Source organism: Streptomyces lateritius, assembly GCF_014649715.1.
GTDB classification, from domain to species: domain Bacteria; phylum Actinomycetota; class Actinomycetes; order Streptomycetales; family Streptomycetaceae; genus Streptomyces; species Streptomyces lateritius.
On record NZ_BMTO01000025.1, the window covers coordinates 21,719 to 43,179 of the forward strand.

General features: G+C 71.2%; 18 protein-coding genes, 1 tRNA gene and 1 pseudogene. 14 read left to right on the plus strand and 6 right to left on the minus strand.

All coding sequences use genetic code 11. The annotated features are described in order from the left end of the window. A partial coding sequence (locus IE136_RS36240; protein WP_506417216.1) for an SUKH-4 family immunity protein occupies nucleotides 1-1,359 on the minus strand: 1,359 nt, incomplete at its 3' end. A 7-nt stretch (nucleotides 1,360-1,366) separates the two neighbouring features. Then, nucleotides 1,367-2,353 (minus strand): SMI1/KNR4 family protein, encoded by a 987-nt coding sequence (locus IE136_RS33760; RefSeq protein ID WP_158987997.1) that lies wholly within the window; start codon nucleotides 2,351-2,353, stop codon nucleotides 1,367-1,369. 256 nt (nucleotides 2,354-2,609) lie between these two features. On the opposite strand from IE136_RS33760, the gene IE136_RS33765 reads away from it, so the two are divergent. Then, a complete protein-coding gene (locus tag IE136_RS33765; RefSeq protein ID WP_158987998.1) occupies nucleotides 2,610-3,119 on the plus strand; it encodes a YwqJ-related putative deaminase in 510 nt (169 codons plus the stop codon). 10 nt (nucleotides 3,120-3,129) lie between these two features. Beyond that, nucleotides 3,130-3,621 carry an SUKH-3 domain-containing protein gene (locus IE136_RS33770; RefSeq protein ID WP_158987999.1) on the plus strand — a complete coding sequence of 164 codons (492 nt, stop codon included), beginning with the start codon at nucleotides 3,130-3,132 and terminating at the stop codon, nucleotides 3,619-3,621. A gap of 21 nt (nucleotides 3,622-3,642) precedes the next feature. Here the strand turns inward: IE136_RS33770 and IE136_RS33775 are convergent, their stop codons facing one another. Beyond that, entirely contained in the window at nucleotides 3,643-4,965 is a 1,323-nt protein-coding gene (locus tag IE136_RS33775) for a sensor histidine kinase (RefSeq protein WP_189602389.1), read from the minus strand. Between the two features lie 87 nt (nucleotides 4,966-5,052). Here IE136_RS33775 and IE136_RS36245 point away from each other — a divergent pair. From IE136_RS36245 to IE136_RS33795, 4 genes and pseudogenes are all read left to right on the plus strand, one after another. Beyond that, a pseudogene (locus tag IE136_RS36245) lies at nucleotides 5,053-5,514 on the plus strand (hypothetical protein); the annotation flags it as partial. An 11-nt stretch (nucleotides 5,515-5,525) separates the two neighbouring features. Further along, nucleotides 5,526-5,596, plus strand: a tRNA-Gln gene (locus tag IE136_RS33785). 109 nt (nucleotides 5,597-5,705) lie between these two features. Beyond that, nucleotides 5,706-7,154 carry a bifunctional UDP-N-acetylglucosamine diphosphorylase/glucosamine-1-phosphate N-acetyltransferase GlmU gene (gene glmU, locus IE136_RS33790; RefSeq protein ID WP_189602391.1) on the plus strand — a complete coding sequence of 483 codons (1,449 nt, stop codon included), beginning with the start codon at nucleotides 5,706-5,708 and terminating at the stop codon, nucleotides 7,152-7,154. Nucleotides 7,155-7,275: 121 nt separating this feature from the next. Further along, the gene (locus IE136_RS33795) at nucleotides 7,276-8,250 is read left to right on the plus strand and encodes a ribose-phosphate diphosphokinase (protein ID WP_158988003.1); all 975 of its coding nucleotides are present in this window, start codon (nucleotides 7,276-7,278) and stop codon (nucleotides 8,248-8,250) included. Nucleotides 8,251-8,315: 65 nt separating this feature from the next. Here the strand turns inward: IE136_RS33795 and IE136_RS33800 are convergent, their stop codons facing one another. After that, complete coding sequence (locus tag IE136_RS33800; protein ID WP_158988004.1) at nucleotides 8,316-9,212, minus strand: serine hydrolase; 897 nt, start codon at nucleotides 9,210-9,212, stop codon at nucleotides 8,316-8,318. Beyond that, a complete protein-coding gene (locus tag IE136_RS33805; RefSeq protein WP_189602392.1) occupies nucleotides 9,209-10,156 on the minus strand; it encodes a LysR family transcriptional regulator in 948 nt (315 codons plus the stop codon). Before IE136_RS33805 ends, IE136_RS33800 begins: the two co-directional genes overlap by 4 nt. 87 nt (nucleotides 10,157-10,243) lie before the next feature. Here IE136_RS33805 and IE136_RS33810 point away from each other — a divergent pair, with 87 nt between their 5' ends. The 5 genes from IE136_RS33810 (at nucleotide 10,244) to IE136_RS33830 (ending at nucleotide 14,683) form a co-directional block, all read left to right on the plus strand. Beyond that, nucleotides 10,244-11,839 carry a penicillin-binding transpeptidase domain-containing protein gene (locus tag IE136_RS33810; protein ID WP_189602393.1) on the plus strand — a complete coding sequence of 532 codons (1,596 nt, stop codon included), beginning with the start codon at nucleotides 10,244-10,246 and terminating at the stop codon, nucleotides 11,837-11,839. A gap of 232 nt (nucleotides 11,840-12,071) precedes the next feature. Further along, a complete protein-coding gene (locus tag IE136_RS33815) occupies nucleotides 12,072-12,656 on the plus strand; it encodes a 50S ribosomal protein L25/general stress protein Ctc (RefSeq protein WP_158988007.1) in 585 nt (194 codons plus the stop codon). A 90-nt stretch (nucleotides 12,657-12,746) separates the two neighbouring features. Continuing rightward, entirely contained in the window at nucleotides 12,747-13,343 is a 597-nt protein-coding gene (gene pth, locus IE136_RS33820; RefSeq protein WP_158988008.1) for an aminoacyl-tRNA hydrolase, read from the plus strand. Nucleotides 13,344-13,394: 51 nt separating this feature from the next. Continuing rightward, nucleotides 13,395-13,838, plus strand: a complete 444-nt coding sequence (locus tag IE136_RS33825) for a hypothetical protein (RefSeq protein WP_158988009.1) — start codon at nucleotides 13,395-13,397, stop codon at nucleotides 13,836-13,838. 98 nt (nucleotides 13,839-13,936) lie between these two features. After that, nucleotides 13,937-14,683 carry an LAVTG motif-containing sortase-dependent surface protein gene (locus IE136_RS33830; RefSeq protein WP_189602394.1) on the plus strand — a complete coding sequence of 249 codons (747 nt, stop codon included), beginning with the start codon at nucleotides 13,937-13,939 and terminating at the stop codon, nucleotides 14,681-14,683. A gap of 72 nt (nucleotides 14,684-14,755) precedes the next feature. On the opposite strand, the gene ppc is transcribed toward IE136_RS33830, so the two are convergent. Then, complete coding sequence (gene ppc / locus IE136_RS33835; protein WP_189602395.1) at nucleotides 14,756-17,485, minus strand: phosphoenolpyruvate carboxylase; 2,730 nt, start codon at nucleotides 17,483-17,485, stop codon at nucleotides 14,756-14,758. Nucleotides 17,486-17,772: 287 nt separating this feature from the next. On the opposite strand from ppc, the gene IE136_RS33840 reads away from it, so the two are divergent. The 3 genes from IE136_RS33840 (at nucleotide 17,773) to IE136_RS33850 (ending at nucleotide 21,386) form a co-directional block, all read left to right on the plus strand. Further along, nucleotides 17,773-18,759 carry an acyl-CoA desaturase gene (locus IE136_RS33840; protein WP_158988012.1) on the plus strand — a complete coding sequence of 329 codons (987 nt, stop codon included), beginning with the start codon at nucleotides 17,773-17,775 and terminating at the stop codon, nucleotides 18,757-18,759. After that, the gene (locus IE136_RS33845) at nucleotides 18,756-19,433 is read left to right on the plus strand and encodes a TetR/AcrR family transcriptional regulator (protein ID WP_158988013.1); all 678 of its coding nucleotides are present in this window, start codon (nucleotides 18,756-18,758) and stop codon (nucleotides 19,431-19,433) included. The genes IE136_RS33840 and IE136_RS33845 overlap by 4 nt, the downstream gene beginning before the upstream one ends. A 303-nt stretch (nucleotides 19,434-19,736) precedes the next feature. Next, the gene (locus tag IE136_RS33850) at nucleotides 19,737-21,386 is read left to right on the plus strand and encodes an FG-GAP repeat domain-containing protein (RefSeq protein ID WP_189602409.1); all 1,650 of its coding nucleotides are present in this window, start codon (nucleotides 19,737-19,739) and stop codon (nucleotides 21,384-21,386) included. Nucleotides 21,387-21,461 lie beyond the last annotated feature (75 nt).

A 21,461-nucleotide genomic window follows, 5' to 3' on the forward strand; every position in this document is an offset into this window, starting at 1 on the left:
CGCCGCGTGGTGCACACCACCGGGCGGAGTCCCGGGCCCACCCGGAGCGCCGGGGGCACCCGGCGGACCGGGCGGAGCCGGCGGCCCACCCGGGCCCGGGTGGGCCAGCATCGTCGCGGCATGCTCGACGCCACCACCGGACGTACCGGGCATACCCGGCGGCGCGGGCGGCGGCGGAGGCGCACCAGGTCCGCCCTGGCTCGGGTGCGCGAGCATGGTCGCGGCCTGGTGCACGGGCTGCGGAGGCGTGGGAGGCCCGGACGGATTGGGCGCGCCGGGCGGGTTTGCCGGACCGGCCGGCTGGGGGCCGTCGGGGCCGAGCTGCGCCACCAGCTGGGTCCGTGCGTAGCCCCCCGGGGGCGTACCGGGAGCGCCGGGCGCCTGCGGCGGCGGGGGCGGAGTGGCCCCCGAACCCCGGGCGGAGCGCGGCGGCAGTACGGCCTTGCTCGTGGCCGCGTCCGCGATGTCCCCGGCCGGGGACGTATTTGGCGCGGGCGGCGGAGTCGCACCCCCACCGGGAGCACCGGGAGCCGAAGGGGCTCCAGGAACCCCAGGAGCCGAAGGGGCGCCGGGAGCGCCCGGAACCGAGTGAACCCCCGGAGCCGAAGCACCCCCCGCCCCGTCCGGCGGCGGCGCGTTCGGGTCGAGCCTCGGCGCCACCGCCGTCGGCGGGAGCGCGCTGCCGGCCGACATCAGAGCCGTCGGCGCGTCCGCACCCACCACCGGGAGCGGAGTGTCCTCGTCGTCAGCGCCCGACAGCGGCGGCGCGAAGACCGTCGCCGGCAGCGGCACGGACCCCTCCGCACCGCCCGAGCTCGCGTTCGCGTCCGCCCACGGACTGCTCGGAGGGCTCTGCGGGCTCTGCGGGCTCTGCGGGCTCTCGGCCGGCACACCGTCCGGCGCCGTCGGCTCGTGGTCGGCGGCCACCTCCGGCGTCGACAGACTCCCGCCCGCCTGCGAGGCGTTCGGCCCCTTCGGCGGCAGGCCCAGCTTGTCCGCCGCGTCCTGCAGCCACTCCGGCGGACTCAGCAGGAACGACGTCGCGTTCAGATCGACCCGCTGCGGCGGCGCCGGTACCGCCGCCCCCGGCGCCTCGTCCGAGACGCCGTACTCCTCCTCGTACCGCCGGATCACCTCACCCACCGGCAGCCCCGGCCACAGCGTCGCCTCACCGCTGTCCCGGGCGATCACGAGCCGCTGCCGGCCGCCGTCCGACGTCGGACCGTCCTCACGGTCCTCCGCCCAGACGACGAAGCCCAGCTCGAACTCCCGTACCCGCACCTCGCGGTGGTGGTACGCGGGCACGTCACCGTTGATCCATTCCTCGGCGCGCTCCTGCGCCTGCGCGAAGGTCACCACAGCCAGCTCACTCCCCCACCGGGACCACGGGCACGGCACGCGCGAAGCCGCCGTCCACCATCAGGTTCGCCACCGTCTCCAGCTCCGGCGGATTGCCGGCGAGCCGCTGAAGGAACGCGTCGAAGTCCTCACCGCACGGAAGCAGCAACCGGTCCACGCGCTCGTTCACGCTCCACCCGTCCTGATCCCGCGCGTCGTCGTACGCGCAGAACCACACCGAACCGATCCCCGCGCCCTTCACCTTCACCGCGAGGATCCCGCCCTGCACGAACGCGACACCCAGATAGTCCTTCGTCAGATGGTCACGCAGGCACTTGTTGACGTAGACGAGGTCATTGACCCCCGCCTCCTCGCGCACCGTGAAGAACGGCTGGTCCACCAGAAGACCCAGCTCCGCGTCGAGCGCCGCGCCCACCGGCGCACACCCGCCCGCCGCCTTCAGGAAGGAGCGGTACGCACCCGGGAGGCGGTAGCCGAGATCCTCCTCCACCCCGAGCAGCTGCTGCTCGCTGACCGACACCCGGCCCTTCGGCAGGCCGAAGTGCGCCGGCCGCGTCTCCTGCAGCGGCCGCGTGCCCCGCTTCGACTGGTCGACGGCCGCGGTGGCGACCCCACCGTGGTGCCGCAGCAACGCCTTCACCTCGACCGGAACCAGCTCCATCCGACGACCGCCCACCACGTGGTGCCAGGTCCAGCCGTGCGGAGTCGCCACCGCCGGAATCGTGTCCCACAGCTCATGGCCCGTCGCCGCGAGCGCCGCGTTCGCCGAGACGTAGTCCGTCAGCCGCAGCTCGTCCACGCCGAACCCCTCGGGCGGATCCGCGATCTCCGCCGCCGCCCGGGCGTACGGTGAGAAGTCCGGGTAGCCCTGCTCGTCCACCCGCACCCCTCTGGGATGCCGGGAAGCCCGGACCGGATCCGGGAAGTGCACGACCTGCCCGGCGTAAGCCGCGTTCGGTGGCGCGGCGTGCTGCCCGAGCCGACCTGTCGTCATGGCGGTTGCCCCCTGCGCTGGCTGCTGGCTGATTCCGCACAGCCTATGCGCTGCCACAAGCCCGCCACCCGGCCCGATACCGCCGCCGACGCCTCCACCGCCACCGACCGTGACCAACTGTCACGAGCGGATGACGCACCGGCGATAGTTACGACACACCCACCACACGATTCAGGTACCCCGCTTCCACATGAGGCGTCCCATTTGGCAGTCTGTTCCCGCAACTCGGGGGATTGCAGAGGGGAAGACACGCACCATGTACGCAGCACCGACGCCCACGCAGGGTGACCCACGCCTCAACTGGAGCAGCACCGAGCCCAGCCGCGCCCCGTTACTGCGCTTCCGCCGCGACGGAATCCTTCCCACCGTCGGCGCCGCGCTCTCCGTACGCGGCGAAACCCTCACCTGCACCGCGGGCCGCGGCGACCAGCCCCCGGCCCTGCACCCCCTTGTCCAGGACTTCCTGGACACCCTCACCAGCGGCCAGCGCGAACGCTTCACCGGCCGCTGCCCCGAGGCGATCCTGCTCTCCCGCCACCTGACCGCCACCGACGCCGGACGCTCCAAGCGCGCTCAGCGCAAACCGCTCACCCACGGCGAGGCACGCCGCTCGCTCAAGCACTCCAAACTCACCGCACGACGCATCCGCGAGGACGGCGACCCCCTGCACGGCAGCTACGCCGCGCCCTGCCGCTCCTGTACGGCGATGCTCGCCCACTTCGGCGTCCGCACCGTCGACCCCACCTCGACTGTCGAGAACGGCTGACCGCACCTTCATGCCCGACCACCTGAGCACCACCCGCTTCCCGGTCAACATCGACGCCGCCCTCCGCGAGGCGGGATGGCAGCCGGGACGCTGGGACATCAAACTCGCCGAACACTGGGCCGACACACTCCGCGCCCACGTCTCCCCCGGCGGCCACCGGCACAGTGTCTTCCCGGCCGCCGTCGAGGCCTGGGCCGAATTCGGCGGCCTGCGCGTCACGTCGCCCGGAACGGGCCGGCACATCGCGCCAGCGACCGTGCGCTTCGACCCCCTGGCCGGCCTGCACCTCGCCCGCACCCTCGCCGACCTGGGACGCGCCCTCGACACCGAGATCGCCCCGCTCGGCGAGGAGGGTGAGCACAGCGCCGTCCTCGCGATCGACATGGAGGGCCGGATCTACAGCCTCGACCACACGGGCGACTGGTTCCTCGGCCACGACATCGACACGGCGCTCTCGACCCTGATCACCGGCACCCAGCCTGCCCGCCTCGTCACCGGCTGAGATCCCGTCCGCCGGGGAGCTTCACGCGACCCGCTCGCCCACCGGCAGCACGGCCGACACCCGGAACCCACCTGCGTCCGTCGGCCCCGACACGAACACACCGCCCAGCCGGGTCACCCGCTCCCGCATACCCACCAGACCGTTCCCACCACTCGGCAGATGGGCGTCGGCCACCGCACCGTCCGACGGACCGTTCTCGACCTGCATGGCCACCTCCGCCTCCCGATGGGCGAGACGGACGACCACCTTGGCGCCCGCCGCGTGCTTGTGCACGTTCGTCAGCGCCTCCTGCACCACCCGGTACGCGGTCTGCTCGACCTCCGCCGCATACCCCCGCGCCACACCGAGAACCGTCAGCTCCACGACCATCCCCGCCTGCCGCGACTGCTCCACCAACTCCTCCAGAGCACCCAGACACGGCCCGTCCCCGGAAGCCGCCTCCGCCGCCGCGGCGGCCGCGAGACCCACGGCCGCCAACGGCACCACCGCCGGCGCCGGGGCCGGCTCCTCGCGCAGCACCCCCAGCATCTGACGCAACTCGGTCAGCGCCTGCCGCCCCATGTCACCCACCAGCGCGGCGTTCTTCACCGCCTTCTGCGGATCCTTCAACGCCACCGCCTGCAACGCCGCAGCGTGCACCACCATCAACGACACCCGGTGCGCGACCACGTCGTGCATCTCCCGCGCGATCCGGGTCCGCTCCTCCTGCCGCGCCCACTGCGCCCGCTGCTCGGCCCGGTCCGCGAGCAGGCTCAGCTCCTGCTCCAGACTGTCGGCGCGCTCGCGCAGACTCTCCATGAGCCGGCGCCGAGCCCCTATGTAGAGGCCGAAGAGGACCGGGGGCGCGTTGAGGCCCAGCGTCATGAAGAGCGAGACGAGCGGCACGTACCAGCCACTGGGATCGAAGTCCTGCTGGTCGACGTCGGCCTGCGCGACGTCCTGGCGCAGCCGCACCACCGTCACGATGAACACGGCGACCGTCGACATCCCCGCGAGCGCGGCGGTGAACCGCCGGGGCACCTCGGAGGCGGCGAGCGTGTAGAGCCCGACGATCCCCATCAGATAGCCCATCTCGGCGGGCGTGACGGCGATCGAGACGAGAACGACGGTGATCGGCCACCGCCGCCGCACGAGCAGCACGGAGCCGACGACCAGACCGAACAGCACTCCTACGGGCACGGGCAACGACGCCTTCTCGGCGAACCCGACCCCTTCGAGGCCGCATTCCAGCGCGGACACCACGGCGAGCCCGCCGTCGAGCACCGCGCTCCGCCGTCTCCCCCACCACCACCATCCCCGCGCGGCCATGCCCGCCGCGTCCTGGTGTGCCCCCGTTGTGGTCATGCCTCCCAGCCTACGGGCGGGGGCCAGCCATTTTCCTGAGAGCGCACGACCTCCGCGCGACGCGCGTCAACCTCGCGCGCACACCCGTCCCGCGAGCTGCGCCTCCAGGGCATGACCTACGACCAGATCCAGGTCGAGCCGGGCTGCTCGAAGGGCTCGACCTCCCTCTGGGTCCGCGACCTCCCGAAGCCGGAGCGAACGCGCACCCGCGAGGAGGCCTCGGCGATCGCCCGCCCCTGGACCGGCTCCACCTCCTAGGAGTCGAGGACGAGCGGCTGCGCTTCCATGTGCACATCCACGAAACCGCCGGCGTCGGCGCGGCTGAGCGATTCCGGGCCCGAGCTCGTCGGCGCGGACGCCACGTCCTCCGACAAGACCCCGCTCGAGAAGCACAACCCGAAAACCAACCGACAGAACACCAGCGAGGAGTACCGAGGCTGCCGGGTGATCCAAGTTCACCAAAGCGCCGAGCTCTGCCGTCGCATCGAAGGCTCGTGGTGCGGCATAGTAGGGGCTGCCCACTCGGCCGATCGAAAGAATCGGACATGAAGGGCAGGCCATCCCAGGTCGTCTAATGGCAGGACAAATGGTTTTGGTCCATTGAATGAGGGTTCGATTCCTTCCCTGGGAGCCGTTCGGTTCGGGTCCTGACCTACCTGGTCAGGACCCGCACTCATTTCCGCCCCGAAACCCCCCGGTATCCTGCGGGTGTCCACCACCCGAAGCCGAAGGGCATTCCCGTGAGCGCCAACCGCCCGGCAGCCGTCGTCGTCCTCGCAGCGGGTGAGGGCACCCGCATGAAGTCGAAGACCCCCAAGGTCCTGCACGAAATCGCCGGGCGCTCGCTCGTCGGACACGTCGTGTCCGCCGCGCGCGAGCTGGAGCCCGAACACCTCGTCGTCGTCGTCGGGCACGCCCGCGAGCAGGTCACCGCCCATCTCGACACCCACTACGCCGGCACCCGCACCGCCGTCCAGCACGAGCAGAACGGCACCGGTCACGCCGTCCGCATGGGCCTCGAGGAGCTCGGCCAGGCGCCCGAGGGGACCGTGGTCGTGGTCTGCGGCGACACCCCGCTGCTCTCCGGCGAGACCCTGCGCTCCCTCGCCGCCACGCACGCGGCCGACGGCAACGCCGTCACCGTGCTGACCGCCGAGGTGCCGGACTCGACCGGCTACGGCCGGATCGTGCGGGACGCCGCCACCGGTGCCGTCACCGCGATCGTCGAGCACAAGGACGCCTCCGACGAGCAGCGCGCGATCCGGGAGATCAACTCCGGGGTGTTCGCCTTCGACGGGCGGCTGCTCGCGGACGCGCTCGGCAAGGTGCGGACCGACAACAGCCAGGGCGAGGAGTACCTCACCGACGTGCTGTCGATCCTCCGCGAGGCCGGTCACCGCGTCGGCGCCTCGGTCGCCGGTGACCACCGCGAGATCCTCGGCATCAACAACCGGGTCCAGCTCGCCGAGGCCCGCACGCTGCTCAACCGGCGCCTGCTCGAGCGGGCGATGACGGCCGGTGTGACGGTCGTCGATCCGTCCTCCGTCCTGGTCGACGTGACGGTGACGTTCGAGCCGGACGCCGTGATCCACCCGGGGACGCAGCTGCTCGGCTCCACCCACATCGGCGAGGACGCCGAGGTCGGCCCGAACACCCGCCTGAAGGACACGACGGTCGGCAAGGGCGCCCGGGTGGACAACACCGTCGCGGACTCGGCCGTGATCGGCGAGAGCGCCTCCGTGGGCCCGTACGCGTACCTCCGTCCGGGCACGACGCTCGGGCTGAAGGCCAAGGCGGGCACGTACGTGGAGATGAAGAACGCGACGATCGGCGAGGGCACCAAGGTCCCGCACCTCTCCTACGTGGGCGACGCCACCATCGGCGAGTACACGAACATCGGCGCGGCGAGCGTCTTCGTGAACTACGACGGCGAGGCGAAGCACCACACCACGATCGGATCCCACTGCCGGACCGGGTCGGACAACATGTTTGTGGCACCCATCACGATCGGGGACGGTGCGTACACCGCCGCCGGGTCGGTCATCACCAAGGACGTCCCCGCCGGTTCGCTCGCCGTCGCCCGGGGCCAGCAGCGGAATATCGAGGGTTGGGTGGCCCGGAAGCGGCCGGGGAGCGCCGCCGCGCAGGCAGCTCAGGTGGCCACGGAGGAGTCCGCCGGCGAAAGCTGACCGGAAACGGGTACGTCGAACTCGGCGTACCGTGATACGTGCACACAAATTCGGCTGGCTCGCACGCGCGCACGAAAGCTCGTTGATCGCGGCCAGAGAACACGTCTGAGGAGACAGTGCTGTGACCGGGATCAAGACGACCGGCGAGAAGAAGCTGATGCTCTTCTCCGGCCGCGCCCACCCCGAGCTGGCCGAGGAGGTCGCGCACCAGCTGGGTGTCGGCCTCGTGCCGACCAAGGCTTTCGACTTCGCGAACGGTGAGATCTACGTCCGTTTCCAGGAGTCGGCGCGGGGCGCGGACTGCTTCCTGATCCAGAGCCACACGGCTCCGATCAACAAGTGGATCATGGAGCAGTTGATCATGATCGACGCTCTGAAGCGGGCCTCCGCGCGGAGCATCACCGTGATCATCCCGTCGTACGGGTACGCCCGTCAGGACAAGAAGCACCGTGGTCGTGAGCCGATCTCGGCCCGTCTCGTCGCCGACATGCTGAAGTGCGCGGGTGCCCACCGCATCCTCACGGTCGATCTGCACACGGACCAGATCCAGGGCTTCTTCGACGGTCCGGTGGATCATCTGTCGGCGCTGCCGGTGCTGGCGGACTACGTGGGTGCGAAGGTCGACCGGAACAAGCTGACGATCGTCTCCCCGGACGCGGGCCGTGTGCGGGTGGCGGACCGTTGGTGCGACCGTCTGGACGCGCCGCTGGCGATCGTGCACAAGCGTCGTGACAAGGACGTCGCCAATCAGGTGACCGTTCACGAGGTCGTCGGCGACGTGAAGGGCCGGGTCTGTGTCCTGGTCGACGACATGGTGGACACGGGTGGCACGATCTGCGCCGCGGCCGACGCGCTCTTCGCGCACGGTGCGGAGGACGTGATCGTGACGGCGACGCACGGCATCCTGTCGGGGCCGGCCGCGGACCGTCTGAAGAACTCGAAGGTCAGTGAGTTCGTGTTCACGGACACGCTGCCGGTTCCGAGCTCGCTGGAGCTGGACAAGATCACGGTGCTGTCGATCGCGCCGACGATCGCCCGCGCGGTGCGCGAGGTGTTCGAGGACGGCTCGGTGACGAGCCTCTTCGAGGAGCAGTAGGCCTCATAGCTGTTTCACAGGTGCGAGTGGAGGGCCGTTTCCCCGTCGGGGAGGCGGCCCTCTTCTCATGCCCGCAGTGCGTCGACCGCGATTCTCGCCGCCCGGCCGATCGCCGCGTCGGCGGCGGGGAGGGTGACCGTCGTGGCGGCGGCGCGGGTGAAGACGGCGACGGCGTAGCGTCCGCCGTCGGGGTATTCGACGACGCCCGCCTCGTGGCGGAGGGTGGGCAGGGAGCCGGTCTTGCCGCTGACCCGGACGTCGTCGAAGGGAAAGCCGGCGGCGAGGCGGTGGCTCCACGCCTGGAGGCCGAGGACGGTTCGCAGCTCTTCCGCGTACTCCTGTCCGTGTTCTCCCGGGCAGATGTCGTCGCGCCAGGCGGCGGTGAGCAGGCCGGTGATCTCCCGGGGGGTGGAGTGGTTGGTGCGGGCCGGGTCGAGGGCGCGGAGCCGGGCGACGACGGCGGGGTCGGTGAGGGCCGCCGGGGTGCCGCCGGAGTCTTCGCGGAGGGTGGCGTAGAGCTCGCGCATGGTGTGGCGGGCGACGGTGCGGGTGAGGCCGAGGTCGGCCATGCACTGGTTGACGGTGTCGAGGCCGAGGGTGTCGAAGAGGAGGTCGGCGGCGGTGTTGTCGCTGACGGCGACGGCGAGGGTGGCGAGGTCGCGCAGGGAGAGGCGGGCGGCGTCGCGCATGGCGGCGAGGCCGGTGGCGCCGGGTGAGCGGCCTTCGGCGGGGATGTCGAGGGGTTGGCGCAGGTCGAGCCGGCCGAGGGCGGCCTGGCGGTAGAGGGTGGCGATCAGGCACAGCTTGTGGACGCTGGCGGTGGGGACGAGGGTGTCGGCGTCGATGCCGTGGGAGGCGCCGGTGTCGATGTCGACGGCGTGGAGCTGTCCGGTGATGCCCGCGTCGGTGAAGGCGGCGGTGATCCGGGTGCGTACGGCGCCTGGGGACGAGGGGGCGGTCACAGGGGGAACTCCGATGCGGGGCGGGGGAAGACCATCCTGGTCGATGGTGCCGTGAGCATGCCGGCGTGGGTGCGCAGGGTCTCGTGGGCGGTGTCGGCGAAGAGGCGAACGGCGGGGCCGTCGCGGCCCTGGGGCCAGGCGGCGGAGGTGCGCCAGGTGACGGGGTTGCCGCGGAGGGGGCGCCAGACGGTGCCGGGTTCGGGCGGGGAGTGGGGGACGAGTGCGGCGGCGCCGCCCGAGAGGACGAGTCCGTGGACGAAGTCGGGTCCGGTGGCTTCCAGGACGTCGGCGGGGGTGCAGCCGTGGCGGGCGCAGGCGGTGAGGGTCTCGTCGTGGAGGGCGGGGGCCTCGGCGCGGGGGAAGAGGACGAGGTCGCGGCCGGTGAGGGCGGCGGTGGGGATCTCGGGGAGGGAGGCGAGGGGGTCGGTGGTGGCGAGGAGGACGCCGAGGGGTTGGTGGAGGACGGGGCCGAAGGTGAGGCCGGGGGCGGGGCAGGGGTGGCGGACGATGCCGGCGTCGAGGGTGCCGGCGGTGAGTTCGGCGGCCTGCCGGGCGGTGGGGAGTTCGCGCAGGTCGAGGTCGCCGCCCGGGGAGCGTTCCCGGAAGGCGATGAGGAGGGCGCCGACGGCGGCGCCGCCCAGGCGGGGTGGGACGGCGGCGCGGAGGGTGCCGGCTTCACCCTTGTGGACGCGGGCGACGGCGGCGGTGAGCCGGTCGGCGGCGGTGAGGAGGTGTTCGGCCTCGGTGAGGACGAGCCGGCCGGCAGGGGTGAGGGTGGCGCCGCGGCTGGAGCGGTCGAGGAGACGGACGCCGAGTTCGCGTTCGAGGCGCTGGATGCGTTGGGAGAGGGAGGGCTGGGCCATGCGCAGGCGTTCGGCGGCGCGTCCGAAGTGCTCTTCCTCCGCGACGGTCCGGAAGTACCGCAGGTGCAGCAGCAGGTCCATGACCAGCAAGGATAGGTGTTCGGCTATCGCTTTGATGGCGATATGGGTCTTGGACCGGCCGTGGTGGTGTCTGTTTCGCTGGCGGGCATGACGACACATCGGGTGGGACGGCGCCGGCGTCGGACGGCGGTCGTGGTGACGGTTGCGGGTGTGCTGGTGGCGGGGGCCGCGGGCTGGGCGGTGGTGTTCGGGCCGCTGAGGCCGGGGGCGGACGGGCCGGTGGTGGCGGATCCGGAGGCGGTACGGACGGCGCGGGCGTTTCTGGCGAGTTGGGCTGCGGGGGATCTGGCGGCCGCGGGGCGGCTGACGGACTCGCCGGCCACGGCGGAGCGGACGTTGCGGAATTTCACGGCGGGTCTGGAGATAGCGAAGCCGGTGCTCACGCCGGGTGCGGCCCGCGCGGACGGTGAGAGCGGTGCGACCGTCCCGTACACGGCGAAGATGCCGGTTGCGGGGCTCGGCACCTGGTCGTACGGGTCGAAGGTGGGTGTGTCCCGTACCGAGGCGGGGTGGCGGGTGCGGTGGGAGTGGGGGCTGGTCCATCCGGAGCTGTCGGAGAAGCAGAAGTTCCAGCTGGTGGAGGAGGAGTCCGCGGAGTTGGCGGCGGTCGACCGGGACGGGCGGGCGATCTCGGCGGCGGATCACCCTTCGCTCGCGGCGGTTCTCGGCCTGGGCGGGGGCAGGCCGCGTGGTGAGGTGCGGGTGGTGGACCGGGTCACGGGGGAGGTCCGGTCGACGGCGGTGCGTTTCGGCCCGGCGGGCGCGGGTGGCGGGCCGTTGCGGACGACGATCGACGCGCGGGCGCAGCGGGCGGCGGAGCGGGCGCTGGCCCGGCACACGGAGGGGCGTCAGGCGGGTCTGGTGGCCCTCAGGATCGATTCGGGCGAGGTGGTGGCGGTGGCCAACGGTCCGGCCGGCGGCTTCAACCGGGCGTTCCAGGGGACGTACGCGCCGGGTTCGACGTGGAAGGTGCTGACGAGCGCTGCGCTGCTGGAGAAGGGGGCGGTGACGCCGTCGACGGTGGTGGACTGCCCGAAGTATCTGACGGTGGGGAAGCAGTTCCACAACGTGGAGACGTCCGAGATCAGGGGGGCGACGTTCCGGGAGGACTTCATCCACTCCTGCAACACGGCGTTCGTGGCGTTGCGGGGGAAGTTGGGGGACGGGGAGGTGACGGCGTTCGCGAAGGAGTACTTCGGGATCGGCGGCCGGGAGTGGCGGACCGGGGTGGGTTCGGTGGACGCGGAGGTGCCGGTGCCGGGGGACGAGACGGAGAAGGCGGCGGCGCTGTTCGGTCAGGGGAGGCTGCGGACGAACCCGCTGACGATGGCGTCGGTGACGGCGACGGCGGTGTCGGGGACGTTCCGTCAGCCGTTGCTCGTGAAGGGAACGGAGCAGGAGCGGATCGAGACGCGGAAGCTGCCGGAGCGGGTGGTGGGGCAGTTGCGTGCGCTGATGCGGGACACGGTCACGGACGGCTCGGCGAAGGTGCTGGCGGGGCTGGGGGGCGAGGTGGGGGCGAAGACGGGGACGGCCGAGGTGACCGAGGACGGGAACAACAACGGCTGGCTGGTCGCGTACGACGGGGAGATCGCGGTCGCGTGTGTGGTGGAGGGGGCGGCGAGCGGTTCGGGGTCGGCGGGTCCGGTGATCCGGGACATGCTGGCTGAGCTGGGGCGATAGCCGCCGACCCGGGTCCGGGGAGGGGACCGGGTCCGGCCCGGTTCGAGGTCGGCCTCGGGCCGGGGTGATCCAATTGGGCCGGTCGGGGGGTGGCGGGTAGACTGCCGTAGTTGCTCGGCGAGGGAGGCCGTACCGGTGAGGTGCGGCGGTCCGTTATCGACGCGCTCTTCGTAGCAGGCCAGTCGTGGCCGGGTAGCCACCACTGTCCGTTTTCTGCTTACGAGGAGTGCACATGTCCGAGGTCAAGCTCGCCACCGAGACCCGCACCGAGTTCGGCAAGGGCGCCGCCCGCCGCATCCGTCGCGCCAACAAGGTCCCCGGCGTCGTCTACGGCCACGGTGCCGAGCCGGTCCACGTCACCCTGCCGGGCCACGAGCTGCTGCTCGCCCTGCGTACCCCGAACGTCCTGCTGTCCCTGGACATCGAGGGCAAGACCGAGCTCGCGATCCCGAAGGCCGTGCAGCGTGACCCGCTGAAGGGCTTCCTGGAGCACGTCGACCTGCTGCTCGTCCGCCGCGGCGAGAAGGTCACCGTCGAGGTCGTCGTCGAGACCGAGGGCGAGCTGGCCCCGGGCAGCTTCCTCGTCGAGAACGTGCTGAACACGCTCTCCGTCGAGACCGAGGCCACCCACATCCCCGAGTCCGTCACGGTCTCGATCGCGGGCCTGGAGGCCGGTGACGCGATCCACGCCAAGGACGTCGCGCTGCCGAACGGCACCACCCTGGTGACGGACCCCGAGGCCGTCGTCATCCAGATCCTGGCCGCGCAGGCCGAGGAGCCGGCCGCCGAGGGTGAGACCGAGGGCGCCGAGGCCTGAGCCGTAGGCTCTGCCTGACGTGACGGGGTGACGGGCCGCGACGGCCCGCCACCCCGTTTCTCTGTACGCACACGAGGAGACGTGACGCACATGACGGACGACGCGAACGCCCCCTGGCTGATCGTCGGTCTCGGCAACCCCGGTCCCGAGTACGCCGCCAACCGCCACAACGTGGGTTTCATGGTCGTGGACCTGCTCGCCGGCCGCATCGGCGGGAAGTTCAAGCGGGCGCAGAAGGCGCAGGCGCAGGTCGTCGAGGGCCGTGTCGGGCCGCCCGGCCCCGCCGGCCGCCGGGTGATCCTCGCGAAGCCGATGTCGTACATGAACCTCTCCGGCGGCCCGGTGACGGCGCTGCGCGACTTCTACAAGGTGCCGACGGCGCACGTCGTCGCGATCCACGACGAGCTGGACATCGACTACGGCGTGCTGCGGCTGAAGGTCGGTGGTGGCGACAACGGCCACAACGGCCTGAAGTCGATGACCAAGGCGATGGGTGCGGAGTACCACCGGGTGCGGTTCGGGATCGGCCGTCCGCCGGGCCGGATGCAGGTCGCCGATTTCGTCCTGAAGGACTTCTCCTCGACCGAGCGCAAGGAGCTCGACTACTTCGTGGACCGGGCGGCGGACTCCGTCGAGTGTCTGGTGACGGAGGGTCTGGAGCGCGCGCAGTCGGCGTACAACTCCTGACGCGCCGGCGCTGTACGTACACCTGCCCGTACGACTGTACGATCGCGGGTCATGAACCACGCCCGTAACGCCGCCATGGCCCTGGTCGCCCTGCTGCTCGTCGTCGCGGGCGTCTGGTCGTCCTGGGGTTCGGCGCAGCACGTCCTTCTTTCGAAGGGACGTGAGCACGGCACGTTGACGGTGACCGGCTGCAACGAGGAGACGTGCAGCGGCCGTTACGTCCCGGACGGGCCGCCTTCGCCGCACACCACGCTGACCATCGAGCACTCGGTCGCGGCGGGCAAGGGCCAGACGCTGCCGGTGGTCGTGAAGCCGGGCACGAGCGAGGCGGTGCGGACGGGGTGGGGCGGCGGTCTGCACGCCTGGCTGCCGCTGGGCGGTGCGCTGCTGCTGGCGGCGCCGGTGGTGGGCGGCGGGCTGCGGCTGACGCGGACGGCGTGGTCGCTGGCGGGGCTGGGTGGAGCGCTGCTGCTGGGGGCGTTCTTCGCGCTCTGATTGTTATCGCCCTTGGGTTAAGGGTGGCTTAAACCTACGGATAGGCTGCCTCAGCCATCCCCCACGGCATCCCTCATCTCTCAGATGGACGACTGCACATGCGACGATCCCTCATTTCCGCCGGCACGCTCGTCGCTGCCATGGCGACCTCTCTGCTGCTGGCTCCCACCGCCTCGGCCTCGGGCAACCCCAAGGGCGACAACGGCACGGTGAAGATCCACGACTCGAAGACGGGCGAGGAGCTCCGTAAGAACGAGCCCAAGGTCTGCAACTTCTACCTCGACGCGTTCGGCTTCGACGCCGGTCAGAAGGTGGACTGGCACATCGAGGCGTGGGCGAAGAACGACCAGGACAAGGGCACGACGGTCAAGTCCGGTCTTCTCACGCTCGACGCGGACGGTCACGAGCGTACGGAGGACATGACCCTCCCGAACGGCCAGTACAAGCTGTTCTGGAACTTCGAGGGCGAGAACGGCAAGGCCAAGCACAAGGTCTTCAAGACCGACTGCCCGCCGGCCGAGACGCCCGGCACCGAGACGCCCGGCACGGAGACCCCGGGCACGGAGACTCCTGGTACCGAGACGCCCGGTACCGAGACCCCGGGCGCCGGAACCCCCACGCCCACCACCCCGGGTGAGACCCCGGGCTCCTCCGAATCGCCCTCCCCCAACGCCCCCGGCGAGCAGGGTGGCACGGGTGGCGACGACGCCAAGGGTGACTCCGAGGGCAACCTGGCAGAGACCGGCTCCAGTGCTCCTGTCGGGGCCATGGCCGCCGTCGCCGTCGCCCTCGCGGGTGCCGGTGCGTTCCTGGTGATGCGCCGCCGCAAGGCCCAGCAGCACTGAACTCCGTAACGCCGGGTGCCCCCGTCGGAATCCGAGGATTCCGGCGGGGGCACCGTCGTTCGAGCGCAGGCGTCAGCCGGTGTTGCGCAGGCCGGCCGCGACGCCGTTCACCGTGAGCAGCAGGGCCCGGGCGAGCAGCGGGTCGGCCTCCTCGTCGCGCTCGGCCGCCGCGCGCTGGCGGGCGAGCAGGGCTACCTGGAGGTAGGAGATGGGGTCCAGATAGGCGTCGCGGATGGCGAAGGTCTGCTGGAGCACCGGGTTGGAGTCGAGCAGGCGCTGACCGCCCGTCACCTTCAGGACCTCGGCCACCGTGAGCGCGTGCTCCTCCTCGATGGTGTCGAAGACGTGCTTGAGCTCGTCGGGTACGAGGGTGTCGACGTAGTGGCGGGCGATCCGCAGGTCGGTCTTGGCCAGCGTCATCTCGACGTTGGAGAGGAAGTTGCGGAAGAAGTGCCACCGTTCGTACATCTCGCCGAGGACCGGGTCGAGGCCGGCCTCGCGCAGGGCCTTCAGGCCGGAGCCGACGCCGAACCAGCCGGGGACGATCTGGCGGGACTGGGTCCAGCCGAACACCCACGGGATGGCGCGCAGTCCGTCGAGGCCGGCGCCGGAGTCGGGGCGGCGTGAGGGCCGGGAGCCGAGGTGCAGGTCGGCGAGCTGGTCCACCGGTGTGGCGGCGAAGAAGTACGCGGGCAGGTCCGGGTCCTCGACGAGCTTGCGGTACGCGGTGTGGGCGGCGTCCGAGACGGTGTCCATGGCCGCGTCCCAGCGGGCGAGGGCCTCGTCGGACTGGCGGGGCGCGGTGTGCAGGGCGGAGGCCTGCAGGGTGGCGGCGACGGTCAGTTCGAGGTTCTCCCGCGCGAGGGACGGGATGAGGTACTTGTCGGAGATGACCTCGCCCTGCTCGGTGACCTTGATCTCGCCCTCGAGGGTTCCCCAGGGCTGGGCGAGGATCGCGTCGTGCGAGGGGCCGCCGCCGCGGCCGACGGTGCCGCCGCGGCCGTGGAAGAGCCGGAGGCGTACGCCGTAGCGGTGGGCGACGTCGCGGAGCCTGCGCTGGGCCCGGTGGATCTCCCACTGGGAGGTGGTGATGCCGCCGAACTTGGAGGAGTCCGAGTAGCCGAGCATGACCTCCTGGACGTCGCCGCGGAGCGAGACGAGGCGGCGGTAGGAGGGGTCGGCGAGCATGTCGTTGAGGATGACGTCGGCGGCCTTGAGCTCGTCGGTCGTCTCCAGGAGCGGCACGATGCCGATCTTGGCCCAGCCGCCGTGGAGGTCGAGGAGGCCTGCCTCGCGGGCGAGGACGGCGGCGGCGAAGACGTCGTCGGCGCCCTGGCACATCGAGATGATGTACGACTCGATGACCTCGGGGCCGAACCGCTCGAAGGCTTCCTTGATGGTGTGGAAGACGCCGAGGGTCTTCTCGCCGGCCGCGTCGAGCGGGGCGGGGGTGGGCGCGAGCGGGCGGCGGGAGCGCAGCTCCTTGGCGAGCAGCTTCTGCCGGTAGTCGCGCGGCATGTCGGCGTACCGCCAGGACTCCTCGCCGAGCCGGTCGAAGAGCTGGCCGAGCGCGTGGTGGTGGGCGTCGGCGTGTTCGCGGACGTCCATGGTGGCGAGCTGGAGGCCGAACGCGGTGAGGGTGCGGATGGTGCGGTCCATCCGGCCGTCGGCGAAGAGGCCGCCGCGGTGCTCGCGCAGGGAGGTCTGGATCAGGGCGAGGTCGTGGACCAGCTCGGCGGTGCCGAGGTAGTCGCGGCCTTCCTGGTGCGGGGTGCCCTTGGCGAGGCGTTCGCGGGTGTTGACCAGCTTCTGGCGGATGCAGGTGGCCTTGAGCCGGTACGGCTCCTCCGCGTTGAGGCGCTTGTAGCGGGGGCTGATCTCCGGCAGCCGCTCCAGGTCGGCCTGGAGGGAGGTGAGGAGCTCCTCGGTGGCACCGGCGTAGCGGATGGAGTTGGAGAGGAAGCCGCGCAGCTCGTCGATGAGTTCGAGGGCGTCGTTGATGCCGTGCTCGTGCTGGAGGATCAGCACGTCCCAGGTGACCTGGGGGGTGACGTTGGGGTTGCCGTCGCGGTCGCCGCCGATCCAGGTGCCGAAGGTCAGCGGGCGGGTGCCGGGGGGCAGCTCGACGCCGACGCGCTCCAGCTCGGCGGCGAGGTCCTCCAGGACGTCGCCGACGGCGCCCGCGTGCAGCTCGTCGAGGTAGTAGATGGCGTTGCGGGCTTCGTCGGTCGGCTCGGGGCGTACGACACGGAGCTCGTCGGTCTGCCAGATGAGGTCGATGGACTCGGCCAGGCGCAGGTCGTGGCGGCGCCGGTCGGAGGCGATGACCGGGGTTTCCAGCAGCTCGGCGACGCGGCGGAGCTTGTTGAGGACGGAGCGGCGGGCGGCCTCGGTGGGGTGGGCGGTGAAGACGGGCCGGACGTTGAGGTTCCGCACCGTGGCGCGGACGTGCTCGGGGTCGCCGTCCTTGAGCATGTCGGCGGTGCGGGCGAGGAGGCCGCCCTCGGCGGCGCGCTTCTCGCGCATCTCGCGGCCGCGGTGCACCTGCTCGGTGACGTTCGCCAGGTGGAAGTACGTGGAGAAGGCGCGTACGAGCTTGGCGGCGGTCTCCAGGTCGGTGTCGCCGAGCAGCTCGGCGGCGGCCTCGCCGTCCTCGCGGGTGAGTCTGCGGACCTTCTCGACGAGGTCGAGGAGCTCGTGTCCTTCCTGCCGGACGAGGGTCTCGCCCAGCAGATCGCCCAGTCGGCGGATGTCGGAACGCAGCTCGGCGCTGGCGGTGGGGGTCTGGTCGGCACTGCTCACAGGTGCGGCTCCTTGCAGTGTTTGAGCACGTCTGGAGGGGTACTGGAGGCTTGCGGACCGCGCTGTCCGACGCCCCCAGGATAGGTGTCCGTTCCGGCGGCGCCGCCCGTACCCCTCTCGTGCCCTCTTGCCGCGCGCCACCGCGCTGCCATACTTACGTCGCCGTAGGTTACGGAACCGTAGCCACGCGTCCCTTTCACTCCGGTTCACTCCCTTTCCTCTCTCTTTCTACTCCCTCCCTCCGCTTTCATCCCTTCATCTCATCCCTTCATCCCCAGGGGAAACGCATGACCACAAGGACCCAGACGACCTCGGACTCCGAGGTGCGCGACAACGCGCCGGACGTGCCCCTCGCCACGCTCGGCGGGGATCACAAGCGTTCGATCGAGCAGATCACGCTGCTGCTGTTCATCACGGTGCCGTTCGCCGCCCTGATCGCGGCCGTGCCGCTGGCCTTCAGCTGGGGCGGCGTGTCCTGGCTCGATCTGGGTCTGCTGGTGGCGATGTACTACATCGGCTGCCACGGCATCACGATCGGCTTCCACCGTTACTTCACCCACGGCTCCTTCAAGGCGAAGCGTCCGCTGCGGATCGCGCTGGCGATCATGGGGTCGCTCGCGGTGGAGGGCCCGCTGGTGCGCTGGGTGGCGGACCACCGCAAGCACCACAAGTTCTCCGACGCGGAGGGTGACCCGCACTCGCCCTGGCGCTTCGGTGAGACGGTTCCGGCGCTGATGAAGGGCCTGTGGTGGGCGCACATCGGCTGGATGTTCGACGAGGAGCGGACGCCGCAGGCGAAGTACGCGCCCGATCTCATCAAGGACCCGGCGATTCGCGCGATCTCGCGTCAGTTCATCTTCTGGACGATGCTCTCCCTGGCGATCCCGCCGCTGGTCGGCGGTCTGGTGACGATGTCGTGGTGGGGCGCGTTCACGGCGTTCTTCTGGGGTTCGCTGGTACGGGTGGCGCTGCTGCACCACGTGACGTGGTCGATCAACTCGATCTGCCACGCGGTGGGCAAGCGCCCCTTCAAGTCCCGGGACCGTTCGGGCAACGTGTGGTGGCTGGCCGTGCTGTCGTGCGGCGAGTCGTGGCACAACCTGCACCACGCCGACCCGACCTCGGCACGGCACGGGGTGCTGCGCGGCCAGGTCGACTCCAGCGCGCGCCTGATCCGCTGGTTCGAGCGACTCGGCTGGGCCTACGACGTGCGCTGGCCGAACGAGTCGCGGATCGAAGCCCGGCGCCAGGACAAAGCCGCGAACGCGGCATGATGGATGACGTGGCGATCGACGGCAGTACCAGCAGCAGCGAGATCAAGCCCCGGCGTGGCCGCCGGGTGCGGATGACGGGCGCGGAGCGCCGGGAACAGCTGCTGGACATCGGCCGGACCCTCTTCGCCGCGAAGGGCTTCGAGGGCACGTCGGTGGAGGAGATCGCGGCGAAGGCCGGGGTCTCCAAGCCGGTGGTGTACGAGCACTTCGGCGGCAAGGAGGGGCTGTACGCGGTGGTGGTCGACCGTGAGATGCGGCAGCTGCTCGACATGGTGACGGGGGCGCTGACCGCGGGGCATCCCCGTGAGCTCCTGGAGCAGGCCGCCTTCGCGCTGCTGGACTACATCGAGCGGTACACGGACGGATTCCGGATCCTGGTCCGTGACTCGCCGGTGGCGCAGTCGACGGGCACCTTCGCGTCGTTGATCAGCGACATCGCCACGCAGGTGGAGGACATCCTGGGCCTGGAGTTCAAGGCCCGCGGTTTCGACCCGAAGCTGGCTCCGCTGTACGCGCAGGCGCTGGTGGGCAGCGTGGCCCTGACGGGCCAGTGGTGGCTGGACGTCCGCAAGCCGAAGAAGGCGGAGGTAGCGGCGCATCTGGTGAACCTGGCGTGGCACGGCCTGGACGGCCTGGAGCAGAAGCCGCGGCTGATAGGGCACCGCAAGAGCTGACCTCGCGGGGCGGGAAGGCGGGGCGGCGCGGGGCGGGCGGAGCGCCGCGAGAGCCGAGATCAAACTCCTGGTCGATCACATCCCCGCGGGGATACACTCCGCTCAACATCCGGTCGTTTGTTCGACCTCTGTACGACGCTGTCCGCGGGCCCGCCTGCCCGCGTGACGCCGTACGGAGTGCGTGCGGACTCTCCGACCGGTCCCGTTGACATCACGTCCCCAGGGGGGGATCTCTTGCGCTCCGTGCACTCCAAGCGCGCGCGCCGCATCGCGGCCTGCACCGCTCTCGTTCTCTCCGCCGGCATGCTGCTGGCGGCTCCCGCGACGGCCGACGAGCCGTCGCCCCGCTCGGCCGCCGAGAAGCCCGAGCCCACCGTCACCCTTCCGGCCAAGCCGGACCTGTCGAAGCTGTCCGCCTCGGAGGGGGCCGGCTCCCGCGCCGACGCCTCCGGCGCGACCGTCGTCTCGCCGCTCCGTTCCGACCTCGACGGCGACGGCAGCGGCGACCTGATCCTGCGCGAGTCCGGCATCGTCTTCACGTCGCCGTCCACGGCGGACTCCGCGGAGTTCTACCTCAGCGACAACCCCACCGACTTCCCCAAGGACATCATCCCGATCGGTGACCAGGACGGCACCGGCAGCCCGGAGGTCCTCACCCTCTCCCAGTACGGCAAGCTCAGCCTGTACCGGGAGGCGAACGCCTCCGGCGGCAACTACAGCTGGTCGGGCAACGGCTGGAACATCTACAACAAGGTCTTCTCGCCGGGTGACGTCAACGGCGACCAGAAGCCCGACCTGATGGCCCGCCAGACCAACGGCGACCTGTACCTCTACCTGGCGAGCGGCTCGGCCGGCTCCCCGTTCCACGCGCGCGTGAAGATCGGCAGCGGCTGGAACATCTACGACCAGGTCGTGGGTGCCGGCGACAACAACGGCGACGGCCTGGCCGACGTCATCGGCCGCACGCCCAACGGCAGCCTCTACTTCTACGGCGGCACCGGAAGCACGACCGCGCCGTTCAAGCCCCGCCAGGGCATCGGCACCGGCTGGCAGACGTACAACCAGATCATCGGCATGGACGACGTGACCGGCGACGGCAACGCCGAGCTGTTCGCCCGCGACCAGGCCGGCGTCCTGTGGGGCTACGAGGGCACCGGCACCGCCGGTTACGCCCCGCGCGTCCGGCTGGGTGAGGGCTGGGAGAGCGTCGACCAGTTCGGCGGCGCGGGCAGCATCCCGGTCTTCGGCAAGAACGAGCTGCTCGCCCGAGACGGCCAGGGCAGGCTGTACTGGTACTACGCCCTGAACGACGGCAAGCTCAGCCCCCGCGTCGAGGTCGGCGAGGGCTGGGGAGGCGCGAACATCACCAACGTCTCCTCGCTCGACCAGGACGGCTACGCCGATCTCCTGGAGATCTACCAGGGCCACCTCTACAACAACCAGACCGGCACCGACTTCGGCGGCGGCTGGGGCGTCTACAACCTGATGGCCGGCCCCGGAGACCTGTCGGGCGACGGCAGGGGCGACCTGCTGGCCCGCGACGGCTCCGGCAACCTGTACGTCTACCGGGGCAACGGCAACGGCACCGCGTTCCAGGCCCGGATCAAGGTGGGCAGCGGCTGGAACGCGTACAACCGGATCCTCGGCGCCGGCGACTACACGGGTGACGGTCTGACCGACCTCGTCGCGCGCACCGCGGGCGGCGACCTCTACCTGTACGCGGGTACCGGCCAGGCGGCCGCTCCCTTCAAGTCCCGGCTGAAGATCGGCAGCGGCTGGCAGACGTACGGCAAGCTGGTCGCGCCCGGCGACCTCAACGGCGACGGCAAGGGCGACCTGCTGGGCGTGACGTCGGCGGGCGATCTGTACCGCTACTACAGCACCGGCACGGGCGCCTTCGGCCCGCGCGTCAAGATCGGCACCGGCTTCCAGGTCTACAACGGCCTGTACTAGGCGACACGTACGAGGAAGCACTGGGCCCGAACGCGGCCACGGGGGCGCCCCGCACCGGAGATCCGGTGCGGGGCG

Bases quoted from the DNA above. Each gene is read 5' to 3' on its own strand.
- IE136_RS33760 (WP_158987997.1), bottom strand. From the start codon at position 2,353: ATGACGACAGGTCGGCTCGGGCAGCACGCCGCGCCACCGAACGCGGCT.
- IE136_RS33765 (WP_158987998.1), top strand. From the start codon at position 2,610: ATGTACGCAGCACCGACGCCCACGCAGGGTGACCCACGCCTCAACTGG.
- IE136_RS33770 (WP_158987999.1), top strand. From the start codon at position 3,130: ATGCCCGACCACCTGAGCACCACCCGCTTCCCGGTCAACATCGACGCC.
- IE136_RS33775 (WP_189602389.1), bottom strand. From the start codon at position 4,965: ATGACCACAACGGGGGCACACCAGGACGCGGCGGGCATGGCCGCGCGG.
- IE136_RS33805 (WP_189602392.1), bottom strand. From the start codon at position 10,156: ATGGACCTGCTGCTGCACCTGCGGTACTTCCGGACCGTCGCGGAGGAA.
- IE136_RS33810 (WP_189602393.1), top strand. From the start codon at position 10,244: ATGACGACACATCGGGTGGGACGGCGCCGGCGTCGGACGGCGGTCGTG.
- IE136_RS33815 (WP_158988007.1), top strand. From the start codon at position 12,072: ATGTCCGAGGTCAAGCTCGCCACCGAGACCCGCACCGAGTTCGGCAAG.
- pth (WP_158988008.1), top strand. From the start codon at position 12,747: ATGACGGACGACGCGAACGCCCCCTGGCTGATCGTCGGTCTCGGCAAC.
- IE136_RS33825 (WP_158988009.1), top strand. From the start codon at position 13,395: ATGAACCACGCCCGTAACGCCGCCATGGCCCTGGTCGCCCTGCTGCTC.
- IE136_RS33830 (WP_189602394.1), top strand. From the start codon at position 13,937: ATGCGACGATCCCTCATTTCCGCCGGCACGCTCGTCGCTGCCATGGCG.
- IE136_RS33840 (WP_158988012.1), top strand. From the start codon at position 17,773: ATGACCACAAGGACCCAGACGACCTCGGACTCCGAGGTGCGCGACAAC.
- IE136_RS33845 (WP_158988013.1), top strand. From the start codon at position 18,756: ATGATGGATGACGTGGCGATCGACGGCAGTACCAGCAGCAGCGAGATC.
- IE136_RS33850 (WP_189602409.1), top strand. From the start codon at position 19,737: ATGCTGCTGGCGGCTCCCGCGACGGCCGACGAGCCGTCGCCCCGCTCG.